The organism is Bacteroides sp. AM16-24 (assembly GCF_003471885.1).
GTDB lineage: Bacteria > Bacteroidota > Bacteroidia > Bacteroidales > Bacteroidaceae > Bacteroides.
In genome coordinates, this window is sequence record NZ_QRKI01000002.1 from 290,673 (window position 1) to 307,659 (window position 16,987).

A 16,987-nucleotide genomic window follows, 5' to 3' on the forward strand; every position below is an offset into this window, starting at 1 on the left:
TCGTTAAATTGTAAATAGTTAAATTGCAAATAAGATGGGTAAGAAGTTTGCCGAATATTCGCAGTTCGACCTCTCAAAGGTAAACGCGGAAGTGTTGAAGAAATGGGACGAGAACCAGGTTTTCGCCAAGAGTATGACAGAACGTGAAGGCTGTCCTTCTTTCGTTTTTTATGAAGGACCGCCCTCTGCCAACGGTATGCCGGGCATTCACCACGTAATGGCTCGCTCCATCAAAGATATTTTCTGCCGTTACAAAACCATGAAAGGTTTCCTGGTGAAACGTAAAGCCGGATGGGACACACACGGACTTCCTGTGGAACTGGGTGTGGAAAAAGCAATGGGCATCACCAAGGAAGATATCGGTAAAACGATCTCCGTAGCCGACTATAACGCTGCCTGCCGCAAAGATGTGATGAAGTTCACCAAAGAATGGGAAGATCTGACTCACAAGATGGGGTATTGGGTAGACATGACCGATCCTTATATCACCTACGACAACCGCTACATCGAAACATTGTGGTGGCTGTTGAAGCAACTCTATACAAAAGGGTATCTTTATAAAGGATACACCATACAGCCGTATTCTCCCGCTGCCGGAACAGGACTGAGCTCACACGAATTGAACCAGCCCGGTTGCTACCGCGACGTGAAGGATGTGACTTGTGTGGCACAGTTCAAGATGAAGAACCCGAAGCCGGAAATGGCAGAGTGGGGAACTCCGTATTTCATTGCATGGACCACCACTCCGTGGACATTACCTTCGAATACTGCGCTTTGCGTAGGCCCGAAGATAGACTATGTAGCCGTACAAAGCTACAACGGATACACTGGAGAGAAAATCACCGTTGTACTTGCCAAAGCTTTGCTCTACACGCATTTCAATAAGAAAGCGGAAGACATTGCTCTGGAAGATTACAAACCGGGAGACAAACTGATACCGTTCAAAGTTATAGGAGAATATAAAGGTCCGGAACTTGTAGGTATGGAATATGAACAACTGATACCTTGGGTGAATCCGGGTGAAGGTGCATTCCGCGTAATCTCAGGTGACTATGTGACTACGGAAGACGGTACAGGTATCGTACATATCGCTCCGACATTCGGTGCGGACGATGCCCAGGTAGCGAAAGCCGCTGGCGTTCCGCCTTTGCAACTCATCAATAAGAAAGGTGAACTCCGCCCAATGGTGGATCTGACTGGTAAGTTCTATAAATTGGACGAACTGGACGAGAACTTCGTGAAAGAGCGCGTAAACGTAGATTTATATAAAGAATATGCAGGCCGTTTCGTGAAGAACGATTACGATCCGAATCTGACAGATCAGGACGAAAGTCTGGACGTAAGTCTCTGCATGATGATGAAAGCCAATAACCAAGCGTTCAAGATAGAGAAGCATGTGCACAATTATCCGCACTGCTGGCGTACGGACAAACCGGTATTGTATTATCCGTTGGATAGCTGGTTCATCCGCTCTACCGCTTGCAAAGACCGCATGATTGAGCTGAATAAGACGATCAACTGGAAACCGGAAAGCACCGGTACGGGACGTTTTGGCAAGTGGCTGGAAAATCTAAATGACTGGAACCTGAGCCGTTCACGCTACTGGGGTACTCCGCTGCCTATCTGGCGCACGGAAGACAACAGCGAGGAAATTTGCATCGGTTCGGTTGAAGAGCTTTATAATGAAATAGAGAAATCCGTAGCTGCCGGATTCATGAAGTCTAATCCTTATAAGGATAAAGGTTTCGTACCCGGAGAGTACAATGGAGAAAATTATGATAAGATAGACTTGCACCGTCCGTATGTGGACGACATCATCCTCGTATCGAAAGACGGCAAGCCCATGAAGCGTGAAGCGGACCTGATAGACGTATGGTTCGATTCCGGAGCCATGCCGTATGCACAAATCCACTATCCGTTCGAGAACAAAGAACTGCTGGATAGCCATCAGGTTTACCCTGCCGACTTTATCGCCGAAGGTGTGGATCAGACTCGCGGTTGGTTCTTTACGCTTCATGCAATCGCTTCAATGGTATTCGATACCATCTCTTACAAGGCTGTTATTTCTAACGGATTGGTACTTGATAAGAATGGTAACAAGATGTCCAAGCGTCTGGGCAATGGTGTAGATCCTTTCTCTACTATCGAGAAATACGGGTCCGATCCCTTGCGCTGGTACATGATCACCAACTCTTCTCCGTGGGATAACCTGAAATTCGACGTAGACGGCATCGAGGAAGTTCGTCGTAAATTCTTCGGTACCTTATATAATACGTATTCTTTCTTCTCCCTCTACGCCAATGTAGACGGATTTGAATACAAGGAAGCTGATGTGCCGATGGCTGAACGTCCTGAAATCGACCGTTGGATACTCTCCGTACTGAATACACTGGTAAAAGAGGTGGATACTTGCTATAGCGAATACGAACCGACAAAAGCCGGACGTCTGATATCTGACTTCGTAAACGACAACCTCTCCAACTGGTACGTTCGCCTGAACCGTAAACGTTTCTGGGGTGGTGAATTTACACAGGATAAGTTGTCTGCATACCAGACTCTGTACACTTGTTTGGAAACCGTTGCCAAACTGATGTCGCCCATCGCTCCGTTCTATGCCGACAAGCTCTATATGGATCTGATCACCGCAACAGGACGCGATAACGTAGTATCCGTACACTTGGCTAAATTCCCTGAATACAACGAGGAAATAATAGACAAGGAACTGGAAGTCCGCATGCAAATGGCACAAGATGTAACTTCCATGGTATTGGCTTTGCGCCGCAAGGTGAACATCAAAGTACGCCAGCCGCTGCAATGTATCATGATACCGGTAGTAGACAAAGAACAACGTGCCCACATCGAAGCTGTGAAAGCGCTTATCATGAGCGAAGTGAACGTGAAGGACATCAAATTCGTAGATGGTGCTGTTGGTGTGCTGGTAAAGAAGGTGAAATGTGACTTCAAGAAGATGGGACCGAAATTCGGAAAACAGATGAAAGCCGTAGCTGCTGCTGTAGCGGAAATGTCACAGGAAGCTATCACTGAACTGGAAAAGAACGGCTCTTATACTTTGCAACTGGATGGTGTGGATGTGGTTGTGGAAGCCGCTGACGTAGAAATCTTCAGTGAAGACATTCCGGGATGGCTGGTTGCCAACGAAGGAAAGCTGACGGTTGCCCTGGATGTAACCGTTACAGAAGAACTTCGCCGGGAAGGCGTTGCCCGTGAGCTGGTTAACCGTATTCAGAATATCCGCAAGTCAAGCGGTTTGGAGATAACAGACAAAATAAAGATTACATTATCAAAAAATCAGCAAACAGATGATGCGGTAAACGAATATAAAGACTATATTTGTAACCAGGTTTTAGGAACCTCACTGACGCTGACCGATGAGGTGGAAAACGGCACGGAACTTAACTTTGACGATTTCTCCCTGTACGTAAGCGTTGTAAAAGAATAATAATACTAACGATTTAACACGTAAAGTTATGGCAGAAAAAACAAGATACTCAGATGCTGAATTGGAAGAATTCCGCGCCATTATTAATGAGAAGTTAGAATTGGCACAACGCGATTACGAATTGCTGAAAGCCAGTTTAACTGGAGCCGATGGTAATGATACCGACGATACGTCTCCTACGTACAAAGTTTTGGAAGAAGGTGCCAACACCTTGTCCAAAGAAGAAACGACACGCCTGGCTCAACGTCAGTTGAAGTTTATCCAGGGTTTGCAAGCCGCACTGGTACGCATCGAGAATAAAACGTATGGTATTTGCCGTGAAACAGGTAAGTTGATTCCTGCCGAACGTTTGCGTGCTGTGCCCCATGCTACACTGAGCATTGAGGCCAAAAATAACAGTAAGAAGTAAGGATGAACAAATACCTCACGAAAGGCCGCATTGCGCTACTCGTTATTTTCTCGGTATTGATTGCTGACCAGATAATCAAGATCTATGTCAAGACTCACATGTATTGGCATCAGAGCGAAAACGCCATAAAATGGCTTTATGAGAAGCTGGGCATGGTAGATGCAGAACCGCCTACATGGTTTTATATTTACTTTACCGAGAATAACGGTATGGCGTTCGGTATGGAGATATTCGGTAAGTTATTCCTTACCTTGTTCCGTATTGTTGCCGTAGGAGCGATAGGGTGGTATTTAACGAGAATAATCAAGCAGGGCTTGAAGACAGGCTATATCGTATGCGTATCTCTGATTCTTACGGGAGCGTTGGGTAACATCATTGATAGTGTATTCTACGGTGTGTTGTTCAATGAGAGTACGCATTCGCAGATAGCCTCATTCCTGCCGGAAGGCGGAGGATATGCTCCTTTGTTTTACGGAAAGGTAGTGGATATGTTCTATTTCCCTATCATTGATACGAACTGGCCTCAATGGATGCCGTTGGTAGGTGGGGATCATTTCATATTCTTCAGCCCGATATTTAATCTTGCCGATGCCGCTATCAGTTGTGGTATTATTGCCCTGTTATTATTTTACAGCAAATATTTGAATGACTCTTATCATGCAATAAAGAAATCATGAAAGGTCTGCATCGAATTCAATGGTTTAGCATATTCCTGTTAGCATCTTGTTTGACAGCCTGTCAGGTGAAAAGACCGAAGGTGGTCATATCGGATGCTAAGATGGAAAATGTGCTTTATGACTACCATATAGCGAAGGCTATGGGGGAAGAAGTCCCTTATACCGATGGCTATAAAAGGGTGTTGTACATTGAATCGGTGTTTAAAAAGCACGGAATTACGCAAGCCGAATTTGATTCCTCAATGGTTTGGTTCACGCGTAATCCGGAAGTACTCACCAAGATTTATGAGAAAGTAAACGCAAGACTGAAAGCGGAGCGGGATGTTGTCAATAATTTAATCGCTATACGTGACAATAAGCCGAAGGAAAGTCTTCCGGGTGATAGTATTGATGTATGGGTATGGCAACGTATCTATCAGCTGACAGGTATGCCGATGGACAACAAGATAACTTTCGTCTTACCCTCAGATACTAACTTTAAAGACCGCGATACTTTGCGATGGAACGTACGTTTCCGCTTCCATAACGGTGCGCCTGATTCCCTATATGCTCCTGTCATGGCTATGCAGATTGTCTATAAGGACAGCATCATCAGCGATATTCAGAAAGTATACAAATCGGGTATGGAAACAGTTTCCCTCTTTGCCGATACGCTGGGAGAAATCCGTGAGATACGTGGATATATCTATTATCCCACAGCACAAGCTACCCGTACATTGTTGACCGACCGCATTTCGCTGATGCGTTATCATGCTACGGATACGCTGTCATTTGCTAAGAATGATTCTATTCAGAAAGATTCTGTTCAGACTGAGAAAATAGAACCTCAGGAACTCAAGAAGGAGGAACTCAAACCTGTGGAAGAGAAGATAAACGACAATCCGCGCAGGCGTGATGCTGCCCGTCCTCGTCCGTCTTCAGAACCCACACTGAAGAAGGTGGACAAGCCGGAACGCCTTCAAATCCGTAAAGATAAGCCCTGATGATCAAACGATTCGCTTCACATTTTATTTTTCTGCCCGGATATGGTTATCTCAAACAATATGTGGTAGGGGTGGAAGAAGGACGAGTCGTGTCCGTCTTTCCTTTGACAGAAGAGATTGAAGGAGTGGAATGGTTTCCCGGAGTCATTGTTTTATTGAATAATGAAGAAGATATTTCCGAAGGGTACTCCGGTATATTTCAGAAATCAAGTGAAGTATTAGAGGAACTTCCGGAAGTTTTCTGTCAAGAAACGTTTCCTTCCGGAATAAGTGCTTATCTATTTTATCCTTTCGATTTTACAACGATGCAGCCTGTCGGCGGAACTCAGCACAGACCACTGCGGTAGCAATTGCCACATTCAGTGACTCGGACGTTTCCCTCTCGGCGGGATAATTGGGAATATAAAGTTTGCGGTTAATGAGTTGCTCCACTTCTTTCCCGATTCCGTTGCCTTCATTACCCATCACAATCAATCCGTTAGATGATAATTTCTGTGTGTACATATTTTCTCCATCGAGGAAAGTGCCGTAAACAGGTATATCCTTCAGGCTTTGAATGAGGTCGGGCAGGGGAGTATAGTGCAGTTTCACACGGGCAATGCCTCCCATGGTGGCTTGAACCGTCTTTGGATTATATACATCTACGGTGTTCGGGGAACAGAAGATATGCTCTATTCCAAACCAGTCTGCCAGGCGAATGATAGTGCCCAGATTTCCCGGATCTTGTACGTCGTCCAGTGCCAGACAAAGCGAATGGCTGATGACGGAAGTATCCGTTTCATATTCCGGCTGCTCGAATACGGCAAGTACTTGCTGGGGAGTTTTCAATAAGCTGGCACGGGAAAGGTCTTCATCGGACACTTCCGAAACATCTTCTACCGGAAGTTTGGGATGTTGCGATAACCATTCGGGCGTAGCTGCCAGAAAGCGACAGGGAAAATGTCCTAACAAATCGCCTACCAGTTTAGGACCTTCTGCCAGAAAGACTTTTTCTGTTTTACGATTCTTCTTCAGCTCCAACGAGTGGATATATTTGATGCGGTTTTTGCTCAGTGCCATAGCTTAAATGTTATCGTTTGGCAAAAGTACGTGATTATTTCTATATAATCAAAAAACGGAACACACTTCATCCGGTTTTTTATTTCGGAAAAGAAAAAATAGATTTATATTTGTAGTCAATTATGCGCAATTTATTAATTCTGGTATGAAGAAAGGCTTCCACTACGCACTACTTACTGCTGCCATACTTACATTAGCTTCCTGCTCGACCACTAAATATGTGCCGGATGGTTCATACTTGCTGGATGAAGTGCGCATACATACTGATAACAAGAACGTGAAGCCTTCTAATTTATCCATATATGTACGGCAAAATCCGAACTCCAAATGGTTTAGTCTGATTAAAACCCAGCTGTATGTTTACAACTGGTCGGGACGTGATTCTACCTGCTGGGTGAACCGGGCCTTACGCAGGCTGGGAGATGCCCCCGTTATCTATAGTAAGGAAGAAACCGAACGTTCCCTGAAGGAAATGACGAAAGCCGTTCAGAATATGGGGTACATGGGTGCTACCGTAGAGTACATTCCCAAAATCAAAAAGAAAAAGGTAAAACTGGCTTATAAAGTAAACACCGGCGAGCCGTATATTGTCCGTAGCCTGAAATATGACGTTCAGGATGAAAAGATCTGGGAATATATGCAGAAAGATTCAGGATCGACCTATTTATCCGAAGGTATGTACTTCAATGCCAACATACTGGATAGTGAACGCCAGCGAATCACGGGTAACCTGCTTCGCAACGGTTATTATAAATTCAATAAAGATTATATTTCTTATACGGCGGATACGGTACGTGGCACTTATCAGGTGGATCTGACCTTGCATCTGGCACGGTACAGACAGCATTCCGGTGCTGAATTGCAGGATCATCCACAATATACGATTAATAAAGTGAATTTCATTGCGGACTATGACGTACTGCAATCTTCAGCTCTCAGTAGTGTGGAAATCAATGATTCGATACACTATAAAGGGGTTCCCATATATTATAAGGATAAATTATACCTGCGTCCTAAAGTATTGACGGATAATCTGCGGATAACCCCGGGAGATCTTTACAATGAACAGGATGTGCAGCGTACCTATTCCAATTTTGGACGCCTGCCAGTATTGAAATATACCAATGTACGTTTCTTCGAAACACAGGTAGGTGATAGCGCAAAGCTGAATGCCTATGTAATGCTAACGAAGAACAAGCATCAGTCTGTATCTTTCGAACTGGAAGGAACGAACTCTGCCGGTGATTTGGGTGCCGCAGCATCTGTATCTTTTCAAAATCGCAATGTATTCAGAGGTTCCGAAACTTTTCTGGTTAAGCTTCGCGGAGCCTATGAAGCAGTTTCCGGCTTAGGGTATAAGAATGACAACTATACGGAACTTGGCGTGGAAACCAGTATAAACTTTCCCCGCTTCATGTTTCCGTTCATATCCAATGATTTCAAGCGGAGGATAAGAGCAACTACGGAATTCGGACTGCAATATAATTATCAGATGCGTCCCGAGTTTACACGCATCGTTGCATCTGGTTCATGGAGTTATAAATGGGGTTTGCAGAGACAACGTTCGCAGCATCGTATAGACTTGCTGGACATTAACTATTTGTATATGCCGTGGATAGAACCCGAGTTTAAGAACAATTTCCTGAATGATGAGAAGAACTATCTGTTGGAGTATAACTATAAAGACCGTTTGATTGTCCGTACCGGATACAGCTATACCTATAACAGCGCAGGACAAGCTTTGATGAACAATGCAGTGATTGGTAATTCCTACAGTATACGTTTCAACTTTGAGTCTGCGGGGAATCTCCTGTATGTGCTTTCTAAAATGAGCAATTTAAAAAAGAATGATCAGGACGAATATACCATCTTGAATATTCCGTATGCACAATATATAAAAGGTGACCTGGATTTTGCCAAAAACATCGTCATCGATAACCGTAACTCTATTGCATTTCATATTGGGGGAGGTATTGCTATTCCTTACGGAAACGCACGGATGATTCCTTTCGAGAAACGTTATTTCTCGGGTGGAGCAAACAGTGTACGCGGATGGTCGGTACGTAGCCTCGGTCCTGGTACTTTCTCCGATGAAAAAGGCAACTTCATGAATCAGTCGGGTGACATCAAGCTGGATGCTAGTATAGAATACCGTACACGTTTATTCTGGAAGTTCAGAGGTGCTATGTTTGTAGATGCGGGAAATATCTGGACGATTCGCGAATATCAGGATCAGCCAGGAGGGAAATTCAAATTCGATCAATTTTATAAGCAAATAGCCGTAGCTTACGGTGTGGGATTGCGTCTGGATCTGGATTTCTTTGTACTTCGCTTTGATGGTGGTATGAAGGCTATTAATCCAGAAAAGGGAAAGGACCGTTATCCCATTTTGCGTCCTGACTTCGGACGTGACTTTGCCTTCCACTTTGCAGTAGGCTATCCATTCTAAAAAGATCTGAAGAGGTATAAAAAGCAACGGGCGAATGATTACTCATCCGCCCGCATATTCAAATTCTTTTCTTAATTAGCGTGCAGCGTAATAAGTGTTGATCATCGTTGCCTGACGAGCAGCAGCTATGCCTTGTGCATCTAATGTCACATTCATTGCTTCACCATTCGGCAGGTACATCTGTGCAGTACCGTCACCGTTCATTTGCAGCAATTCAGTGCTAACACCTTCTGCAACTACATTCCAAGTGTTCAGTTCTTTGTCGTAAACCAGCTCCATGGTAGTGGTTTCACCTTCTTTTGTGATAGAGTAACCGTTCTCCAATGTTTTTACGAGATAGTTTCCGTTTTCACCTTTTACTTTCTTCACATCACCCACGTTAGCCATCGGATTGGAACCGCTCCAAAATTCAATGGAGTTGATTACCAACGCATCTGCCAGATAGCAAACAGGATATACGGGGATAATGTTACAAGCCAGATAAACAAGCTCATTAACAAACTTTGTACCAATACTTTGGTTCCAATTCACCAATTTACTGTGCAGACCGAAAGAACCGATACAAGAACTGAAAAGAAACGCGCCACAAATCATCACAGTTGCAGCCAAATTCAAATTACTCTTTTTCATAATTACTTTCTTTTGTTTTACTGAGTTTATTGATTTAACTCTTTGCTCTTTTTCTCTGGGCAAATATAAGTGCTTTTTATGAAAAATACACTTAAATAAGAGACAAAAACAAATTTTCAGTTAAACAGCCCCCGCAAAATTAAACTTTTTGGGGAGTCAAAGCCTTACCCAGCCAGTGGTCTACGGCAAACTTTCCGGGACCGATAATATACATCAGCACGTATACCACCAGATATATGAAAGCCAGTTCTTTGACCGCAAACGGATCGCTTCCGTGAATGACAAAGAATGCCATCCCCATTGTAAATATCATCGGCAGCATTGCCAGACGGTAAAGGAAACCAATGATAAATGCCATGGAACAAGCCAATTCACCGAATATGGCTAATCCCAAGGAAAGAGGACTGCCCACACCCAGCGGATCAGGAAATACAGTGGATAACTCCTGATAATTAGACCACTTCTCGATGCCATGGTTCATTAATAACACACCGAATATAATTCTCACTATTAATAATATTGCAGATATTGCTGCTCCATCCGGTTTAGACGGGAATAAAAATTTGTAAAGCATAGTCGTCTGTTTTAAACATTTATATTTAATATAACGAAAAATAAGGCATTATGGTTTATCTCTTCGCAAAGGTCTAATAATAACCCTTAAAGAAGGATCGTATGTAAAGTAACTCCACATCCAGTCTACAAAGATAAACAGACGGTTCTTTACACCGACAATACTCATTAAGTGGATGAATAGCCATACTGCCCACGCGGGGAAACCACCGAAACGAAGTTTTTTCAGTTCCACAACTGCATGATTGCGTCCTATGGTAGCCATGGAACCTTTATTATGATAAACAAAGGGTTGCATCTCAAGTCCCCGTTCCTTTCTATCCAGATTCTGGATCAGATTACGCGCTTGCTGAATGGCTGGTTGAACTACTTGCGGATGTCCTTTTGGGTATTCCTTGGAAGTCATAAGCGCAGTATCACCGATAGCAAAAATATTAGTATAGCCCTGAACACAGTTGTAGAGGTTTACAAGGAGGCGATTACCGGGACCATAAGCCTCTTTTGCAAGTCCCTCTATACTGTTGGCGCGTACACCTGCAACCCAAAAGACATTTGTTGTTTCTAGGGTACTGTTGTCGCTCAGTGTCATCGTTCCATTCTCATAATTCGTTACCTGTACATTAGTTCTGATTTCCACATCACGTTTTAACAAGTAATTTGCCACTTCTTCTGAAGATTTTTCAGAGAAAGCAGAGAGTAGGCGGGGAGCACCATCCACAAGAATAATACGCATCAGGGTCATATCAAGATCGGGATAATCCTGCGGAAGTACAAATTTTTTCATTTCCGCCAATGCACCGGAAAGCTCTATACCTGTAGCACCGCCACCCACAATGACAAATGTCATGAGGTGTTTTCTCTTCTCCAGATTACTGGTATTCTGTGCCTTTTCAAAACTTTCCAGTATCTGGTTACGATTAAACAAAGCTTCTGCAGTATTCTTCAGGGCCATCGTCCGTTGAGACAGCCCATCGTTACCAAAATAGTTGGTACGGCATCCGGTAGAGACAACCAGATAATCGTATGAAAGAGCTCCGATGGAAGTCTCCAGAATATGATCTCCGGGAATTACCCGTTGCGCCTCACAAATACGTATATGGAAATGTTTTCTCTTTTTAAATATCTTGCGATAAGGAAAAGAAATTGCACTCGGTTCAATACCGGCGGTTGCTACCTGATAGAGTAGGGGTTGGAAAATATGATGATTATTCTTGTCCAATAACACTATCTGGAATTTATCGCTTTTCAATTTGCGTGCCAACTTCAATCCACCGAAGCCACCACCCACAATCACAAGTCGTTTTCGTCCCTCTTTATCGGGAATATCCATTTTTGTTTTCATAATGAAGTTCGTTATTCGTTCTAAAAGAATAACGTTAAAACGGGAATAAAGTTCTGAAATTCTTATTTCTTCCTCCTTTTTTCTTAATGGAAGAAGTTTGAACAAAACATTTCACAAAATTGTTGTTATATGATTAAAATAAAACTAAATTTGCCGACGTAGTTTTCTACAGGTATAATCATGGACGCTAAACTAACGAAATGGGTACTACCGGTGCTGTTATTACTAATAGCCACCGATATATGGGCACAAGGCCCCACAGGAGCAGATGTTTCAGTCGAATCTTCTGTATCCGTAACTGACACTTTACCACAAAAGAAAAGTTTTTTCAAGAAATTCCTGGACTATTTTAATGATGCCAACAAAGAGAAAAAAAACAAGAAGTTTGACTTCAGCGTTATCGGAGGACCCCATTATTCCAGTGACACCAAGTTCGGCATCGGTCTGGTAGCCGCCGGATTATATCGTACAGACCTGAATGATACCATCCTTCCGCCATCTAATGTATCTTTATACGGTGATGTATCTACGGTAGGTTTCTATTTGTTGGGGGTACGTGGAAATCATCTCTTTCCACAAGACAGATACCGTCTGAATTACAATCTTTATTTCTATTCGTTTCCCAGCTTGTATTGGGGAAAAGGATATGAAAACGGTTCTAATGACGATAATGAAAGTGATTACGACCGTTTCCAGGCACAAGTAAAGGTAGACTTCATGACTCGTGTAGCGCGGAACTTCTATATCGGTCCGATGGCTGTCTTTGATTATGTCTACGGCCACGATTTTGAAAAGCCCGAACTTTGGGAAGGAATGAAAGCACGGACTGCCAATATAAGCCTCGGATTCTCATTACTCTATGATTCACGGGATTTCCTCACAAATGCCTATAGTGGCTATTACCTGAGAATAGACCAACGATTCAGTCCCGCATTCCTCGGTAATAAATATGCTTTCAGCAGCACAGAACTGACTACCAGCTATTATCATCCTGTATGGAAAGGGGGAATATTGGCAGGACAATTCCATGCGTTACTGAATTACGGTGATCCACCTTGGGGATTGATGGCAACATTGGGAAGTTCTTATTCCATGCGTGGTTATTACGAAGGGCGTTACCGTGATAAATGCGCCATGGATGCGCAGATAGAGCTTCGTCAGCACGTCTGGAAACGAAATGGCATGGCTATATGGGCAGGAGCGGGAACCGTGTTTCCAAAATTCTCCGGTTTCGAAGTTAAACATATTCTCCCTAATTATGGTTTTGGTTATCGGTGGGAGTTCAAAAAGAGAGTAAACGTAAGGTTAGATTTAGGGTTTGGAAAAGGCCAGACCGGATTTATATTCAACATCAATGAAGCTTTTTAAGAACATAAAGAAATGGTTGGAAAATCAGGCGCATTTGTTCTATCTGTTCCTGTTGATCCTGATAGTACCCAATATCATCCTCTGTTTTACAGAGCCGATGCCTATAGTGGCAAAAGTGTGCAATGTACTGTTGCCATTTGCTTTCTATTATCTATTAATGACTTTGTCAAGGGACTGTGGAAAGATGTTCTGGATCCTTTTCCTATTCATCTTCTTCGGAGCTTTCCAGATAGTACTGCTTTATCTCTTCGGACAGTCCATTATTGCTGTGGATATGTTCCTGAACCTGGTAACCACTAATTCAAGTGAAGCCATGGAGTTGCTGGATAATCTTGTTCCGGCATTAGTGAGTGTGATTATTCTTTATATACCAGCATTGATTCTGGCTGCAATCTCCATTATAAAGAAGCGGAAATTATCTTTGGAATTTATCCGTCGGGAACGGGAAAAGGCATGGATTGCCTTACTCATCGGCTTTATCTCATTGGGTGCCGCTTATGGACTGGATAAACGTTACGAGCTGAAATCGGATTTGTATCCTGCCAACGTGTGTTATAATGTAGCACTCGCATTCCAGCGTAATGCCCAAACAAGGACGTATCACCGCACATCAGAGAACTTTACTTTTAACGCCCAGCCTTCCCATCCGGAAGACAGGCGCGAAATTTATATTATGGTAGTGGGCGAGACATCCCGCGCCCTGAACTGGAGTCTTTACGACTATGATCGGGATACGAACCCTGAACTTTCTAAAATAGAAGGAGTGACTTCTTTCTGTCATGTTCTGACGGAATCGAATACTACGCACAAGAGTGTACCCATGCTGCTTTCTCCCGTTTCTGCACAGAATTTCGATTCCATTTATTATCGGAAAAGCGTCATTACCGCTTTCAAAGAAGCCGGTTTCCAGACAGCCTTCTTCTCAAACCAGCGGTATAATCATTCTTTCATCGACTTCTTCGGAATGGAAGCGGATACTTATGATTTTATCAAAGAAGATTCGCAGGATTCCCAATACAATCCTTCGGATGACGAACTGTTAATGTTGGTAGAAAAAGAACTTGAGAAAGGAAATCGGAAACAGTTCATTGTATTGCATACCTATGGATCCCACTTCAATTACCGGGAACGTTATCCGGAAACTGCTGCTTTCTTCTTACCGGATTTCCCCGTAGATGCAGAAGTGAAATACAAAGATAACCTGATGAATGCCTACGACAATTCCATCCGGTATACGGATAATTTCCTGGCACGTATCATCCACTTATTGAAGCAGCAGCAAGTAGATGCTAGTATGCTTTACACGTCCGACCATGGGGAAGATATCTTCGACGATGGCCGACACCTGTTTCTCCATGCATCCCCCGTTCCGTCCTACTATCAGCTACACGTACCTCTCCTGCTGTGGACATCCGACAGTTATAGGGAAGAGTATCCCGGGATAGAGAAAGCTGCTTCGATGAACCGACAGAAAAATATATCTTCCAGCATTTCTTTCTTCCAGACCATGATGGAATTGGCCGGAATAGAAACTCCGTACCGCAATGACAGTCTATCTGTCACCAGCCCTCTCTATACAGAGAAATCGAGGGTTTATCTGAACGATCATAATGAACCGCGTCCACTGGATGATATAGGAATGAGAAAAGAAGACTTTGAGATGCTGAAAAAAAGAGGTATAGACGCGCAATAATACTATAAATGAAATGCCCCCAAAAGTTTTATATCTAACTTTTGGGGCATTTCATTTACTTTTTCTTCCTGATTTCCTCTTTCTCCAGATTTCTAACAGAAGGAATACACATCATCAGAATTGCAGTCAGCACAATGGCAAAACCACAGTATATAAATATGTTGCCTATTCCCAAAGAGTCGGCTACAAAGCTTGTGACAAGCAAACCGATGATAGAAGGGAACAAACTTATACTGTCGAAAAGCGAGAATACACGTCCCAGATAAATCGGTTTGAACTGCGTCTGCAATAGAGCGGTAAAGGGACCGGATAAAAATGGCACGATAAGCCCTTGTACCACTGTCAGTATGGCAAAAAAGACATACCCATTGCCGGGCAACATACCACATATAGCCAATGCCAGACCAAGTACCGCATAAGAGAACGCAATCATCAGTATCTTCCTAATCTTAGGATTCCAAATCCCCAATAAAGCCCCTCCAGCCAACATACCCGCCCCGAAAAGTGTTTCTATCAAACTAATCTGATAAGCTGTTCCGGAGAAAGTATGCAAAGTCATCAGCGGCATCAGGGCGACTATCGGCAACACAAAGAAAGTAATCAGGATTTCTGTAACCATCACCCAACTAACTCCTCGGTTGCGCATAATCACATGGAAACCGTCGCGCATATCGTTCAATACACTCTTAGCTGAGATATTTTCCTTCTTTGGATTCGGAATGTAAACAAACAGTAGGGAAGTGCAGGCAATGATTGCGCCTGCCACATCCAATAACATGACTACACTCATATCGAATGCCAGAAGCAGAACCGCTCCCAACGCAGGGCCACCGATATTGCAAATAGACTGGATAGCCTGGTTAATTCCCGCAATACGGGTCAGTTCCTTTTCCGGAGCCAGCAATGGAATAGATGATTTCATTGCCGGTGAATGGAACGAACCACCAATGGAACGAAGCGCCAATAATATATAGATGTGCCACAATTCCACTACATCCAAGTAAAATAACAAAGCGATGACACCGGAACAGAGTGCAACGAAACTATCTGCACCTATCACAGTCCATTTCCGGTTCCAGCGATCCACATATACGCCTGCAAATGCCCCTAACAAGGCTTGCGGCAACAAGGCGGCGATCATGGCAAAGGACAAAACTTCCGCAGAACCCGTTTTGAGACTAATCCATAAGACGATAGAGAACTGAGCGATGGAACTACTTAATATAGAAATTGGAAGAAAAAATTTATCATAATATAGTTGCCCGCTCCATATTATGATAAATTTTTTCTTCCAATTATTCATGATGAGAGTGAAACAAGGTGAGATTAAAAAAGGTTCTGAAACTCAATTGTTTTCAGAACCTTATCTTCGTACACCCTCAGGGATTCGAACCCTGGACCCACTGATTAAGAGTCAGTTGCTCTACCAACTGAGCTAAGAGTGCATCGTATTTCTTATTTGCGGGTGCAAAAGTAGTCCTTTTATTTTATTCATCCAAGCAAAATGAAATCTTTTTTCGATGAATGCGGCTTTTTTTAATCAAACTCGTACAGATCGGAGGGAGTGCTACGCTTTAAAGCACAGAGTTGCACATCCTTACCTACCAATATACCTTTACTCTTTAATTTCCATTCCACCGTCTTGTAAGCAAGTTCCGGATGATTATTGTCTTTGCTCAAGTGGCAAAGCCAGATATATTTCAGGTTTTCCGTGATATTTTCCGCCAGAAACTCGGCTGTTGCAATATTGCTCATGTGTCCCGTACGGCTGGTGATGCGCTCCTTTAAATATTGCGGATATGTACCCATACGCAGCATCTCATCATCATAGTTAGCTTCCAGTATCAGGTAATTCGCTTTACGGATAAACTTGGCAGCAGTAGGGGTGATTTCACCAAGGTCGGTAAGGAACGAGAATACTTTTCCATCGATTTCAATGCAATAACCCACATTGTCCGTACCGTCGTGGGGAACTTCGAAAGACTCAATGTGAAAATCTTCCAGTACCATCGGTTCTTCTTTCTCCAGATAATGGACGGAAGAGTGGAGCTTCTCCGTCATGCAATAACTTTTATTGATTCCTTCGTGGATACGTGCAGTTGTGTAGACAGGGATGTGCAGTTTCTCACCCAGTCCGCCTACAGCTTTGATATGGTCTGCGTGGTCGTGTGTAACGAATACCGCGCGTATCGTCTCCATGCCGACACCCACCTCCTTCAATGATTTCTTAATAGTACGTACCGCTATACCAGCGTCAATAAGTATTCCGTATTTTTCAGTGCCTATATAATAGCAGTTGCCACTACTTCCGCTCGCAAGGCTTATAAATTTTACTTTCATTATG

At 43.3% G+C, this 16,987-nt stretch carries 14 protein-coding genes and 1 tRNA gene; 8 read left to right on the top strand and 7 right to left on the bottom strand.

The window, feature by feature from the left end; translation table 11 throughout:
- The first annotated feature begins 34 nt into the window (after positions 1–34).
- Genes ileS through DW182_RS03765 form a run of 5 tightly spaced genes read left to right on the top strand, consistent with a single transcriptional unit; the run spans position 35 to position 5,876 of the window.
- Positions 35–3,460 carry an isoleucine--tRNA ligase gene (gene ileS / locus DW182_RS03745; RefSeq protein ID WP_117706410.1) on the top strand — a complete coding sequence of 1,142 codons (3,426 nt, stop codon included), beginning with the start codon at positions 35–37 and terminating at the stop codon, positions 3,458–3,460.
- A gap of 28 nt (positions 3,461–3,488) precedes the next feature.
- Positions 3,489–3,869: a TraR/DksA C4-type zinc finger protein gene (locus tag DW182_RS03750; RefSeq protein ID WP_007662716.1), complete on the top strand. Its 381-nt coding sequence runs from the start codon at positions 3,489–3,491 to the stop codon at positions 3,867–3,869.
- Positions 3,870–3,871: 2 nt separating this feature from the next.
- Positions 3,872–4,546: a lipoprotein signal peptidase gene (locus DW182_RS03755; protein WP_007214115.1), complete on the top strand. Its 675-nt coding sequence runs from the start codon at positions 3,872–3,874 to the stop codon at positions 4,544–4,546.
- On the top strand, positions 4,543–5,529 hold the full coding sequence (locus tag DW182_RS03760) for a DUF4296 domain-containing protein (protein WP_117706405.1): 987 nt from the start codon (positions 4,543–4,545) through the stop codon (positions 5,527–5,529). The genes DW182_RS03755 and DW182_RS03760 overlap by 4 nt, the downstream gene beginning before the upstream one ends.
- Before the next feature lie 2 nt (positions 5,530–5,531).
- Complete coding sequence (locus DW182_RS03765) at positions 5,532–5,876, top strand: hypothetical protein (RefSeq protein ID WP_182424488.1); 345 nt, start codon at positions 5,532–5,534, stop codon at positions 5,874–5,876.
- On the opposite strand, the gene DW182_RS03770 is transcribed toward DW182_RS03765, so the two are convergent.
- Positions 5,827–6,588 carry an RNA methyltransferase gene (locus DW182_RS03770; RefSeq protein WP_117706401.1) on the bottom strand — a complete coding sequence of 254 codons (762 nt, stop codon included), beginning with the start codon at positions 6,586–6,588 and terminating at the stop codon, positions 5,827–5,829. The two genes, DW182_RS03765 and DW182_RS03770, sit on opposite strands and share 50 nt — an antisense overlap.
- A gap of 145 nt (positions 6,589–6,733) precedes the next feature.
- Here DW182_RS03770 and DW182_RS03775 point away from each other — a divergent pair, with 145 nt between their 5' ends.
- The gene (locus DW182_RS03775; protein ID WP_118294718.1) at positions 6,734–9,037 is read left to right on the top strand and encodes a BamA/TamA family outer membrane protein; all 2,304 of its coding nucleotides are present in this window, start codon (positions 6,734–6,736) and stop codon (positions 9,035–9,037) included.
- A 75-nt stretch (positions 9,038–9,112) separates the two neighbouring features.
- Here the strand turns inward: DW182_RS03775 and DW182_RS03780 are convergent, their stop codons facing one another.
- The 3 genes from DW182_RS03780 to DW182_RS03790 all read right to left on the bottom strand — a co-directional run bounded on the left by DW182_RS03780 (position 9,113) and on the right by DW182_RS03790 (position 11,582).
- Positions 9,113–9,667: a DUF3332 domain-containing protein gene (locus DW182_RS03780; RefSeq protein ID WP_118294719.1), complete on the bottom strand. Its 555-nt coding sequence runs from the start codon at positions 9,665–9,667 to the stop codon at positions 9,113–9,115.
- 139 nt (positions 9,668–9,806) lie between these two features.
- The gene (locus DW182_RS03785) at positions 9,807–10,241 is read right to left on the bottom strand and encodes a DoxX family protein (protein WP_117706396.1); all 435 of its coding nucleotides are present in this window, start codon (positions 10,239–10,241) and stop codon (positions 9,807–9,809) included.
- Positions 10,242–10,289: 48 nt separating this feature from the next.
- Positions 10,290–11,582: an NAD(P)/FAD-dependent oxidoreductase gene (locus DW182_RS03790; RefSeq protein ID WP_117706394.1), complete on the bottom strand. Its 1,293-nt coding sequence runs from the start codon at positions 11,580–11,582 to the stop codon at positions 10,290–10,292.
- 180 nt (positions 11,583–11,762) lie between these two features.
- Between DW182_RS03790 and DW182_RS03795 the strand changes: the two genes are divergently transcribed.
- On the top strand, positions 11,763–12,950 hold the full coding sequence (locus DW182_RS03795) for a BamA/TamA family outer membrane protein (RefSeq protein ID WP_181996159.1): 1,188 nt from the start codon (positions 11,763–11,765) through the stop codon (positions 12,948–12,950).
- The gene (locus DW182_RS03800; protein WP_118294721.1) at positions 12,937–14,643 is read left to right on the top strand and encodes a phosphoethanolamine transferase; all 1,707 of its coding nucleotides are present in this window, start codon (positions 12,937–12,939) and stop codon (positions 14,641–14,643) included. The genes DW182_RS03795 and DW182_RS03800 overlap by 14 nt, the downstream gene beginning before the upstream one ends.
- A 55-nt stretch (positions 14,644–14,698) precedes the next feature.
- Here the strand turns inward: DW182_RS03800 and DW182_RS03805 are convergent, their stop codons facing one another.
- The 3 genes from DW182_RS03805 to DW182_RS03815 all read right to left on the bottom strand — a co-directional run bounded on the left by DW182_RS03805 (position 14,699) and on the right by DW182_RS03815 (position 16,983).
- Positions 14,699–15,946 carry an MFS transporter gene (locus DW182_RS03805; protein WP_118294722.1) on the bottom strand — a complete coding sequence of 416 codons (1,248 nt, stop codon included), beginning with the start codon at positions 15,944–15,946 and terminating at the stop codon, positions 14,699–14,701.
- A 69-nt stretch (positions 15,947–16,015) separates the two neighbouring features.
- Positions 16,016–16,088 (bottom strand) — tRNA-Lys (locus tag DW182_RS03810).
- A 91-nt stretch (positions 16,089–16,179) separates the two neighbouring features.
- A complete protein-coding gene (locus DW182_RS03815; RefSeq protein ID WP_118294723.1) occupies positions 16,180–16,983 on the bottom strand; it encodes an MBL fold metallo-hydrolase in 804 nt (267 codons plus the stop codon).
- Positions 16,984–16,987 lie beyond the last annotated feature (4 nt).

Coding starts and splice junctions, on each gene's coding strand:
- ileS (WP_117706410.1), top strand. CDS start 35: ATGGGTAAGAAGTTTGCCGAATATTCGCAGTTCGACCTCTCAAAGGTA.
- DW182_RS03750 (WP_007662716.1), top strand. CDS start 3,489: ATGGCAGAAAAAACAAGATACTCAGATGCTGAATTGGAAGAATTCCGC.
- DW182_RS03755 (WP_007214115.1), top strand. CDS start 3,872: ATGAACAAATACCTCACGAAAGGCCGCATTGCGCTACTCGTTATTTTC.
- DW182_RS03760 (WP_117706405.1), top strand. CDS start 4,543: ATGAAAGGTCTGCATCGAATTCAATGGTTTAGCATATTCCTGTTAGCA.
- DW182_RS03770 (WP_117706401.1), bottom strand. CDS start 6,588: ATGGCACTGAGCAAAAACCGCATCAAATATATCCACTCGTTGGAGCTG.
- DW182_RS03775 (WP_118294718.1), top strand. CDS start 6,734: ATGAAGAAAGGCTTCCACTACGCACTACTTACTGCTGCCATACTTACA.
- DW182_RS03780 (WP_118294719.1), bottom strand. CDS start 9,667: ATGAAAAAGAGTAATTTGAATTTGGCTGCAACTGTGATGATTTGTGGC.
- DW182_RS03785 (WP_117706396.1), bottom strand. CDS start 10,241: ATGCTTTACAAATTTTTATTCCCGTCTAAACCGGATGGAGCAGCAATA.
- DW182_RS03790 (WP_117706394.1), bottom strand. CDS start 11,582: ATGAAAACAAAAATGGATATTCCCGATAAAGAGGGACGAAAACGACTT.
- DW182_RS03795 (WP_181996159.1), top strand. CDS start 11,763: ATGGACGCTAAACTAACGAAATGGGTACTACCGGTGCTGTTATTACTA.
- DW182_RS03800 (WP_118294721.1), top strand. CDS start 12,937: ATGAAGCTTTTTAAGAACATAAAGAAATGGTTGGAAAATCAGGCGCAT.
- DW182_RS03805 (WP_118294722.1), bottom strand. CDS start 15,946: ATGAATAATTGGAAGAAAAAATTTATCATAATATGGAGCGGGCAACTA.
- DW182_RS03815 (WP_118294723.1), bottom strand. CDS start 16,983: ATGAAAGTAAAATTTATAAGCCTTGCGAGCGGAAGTAGTGGCAACTGC.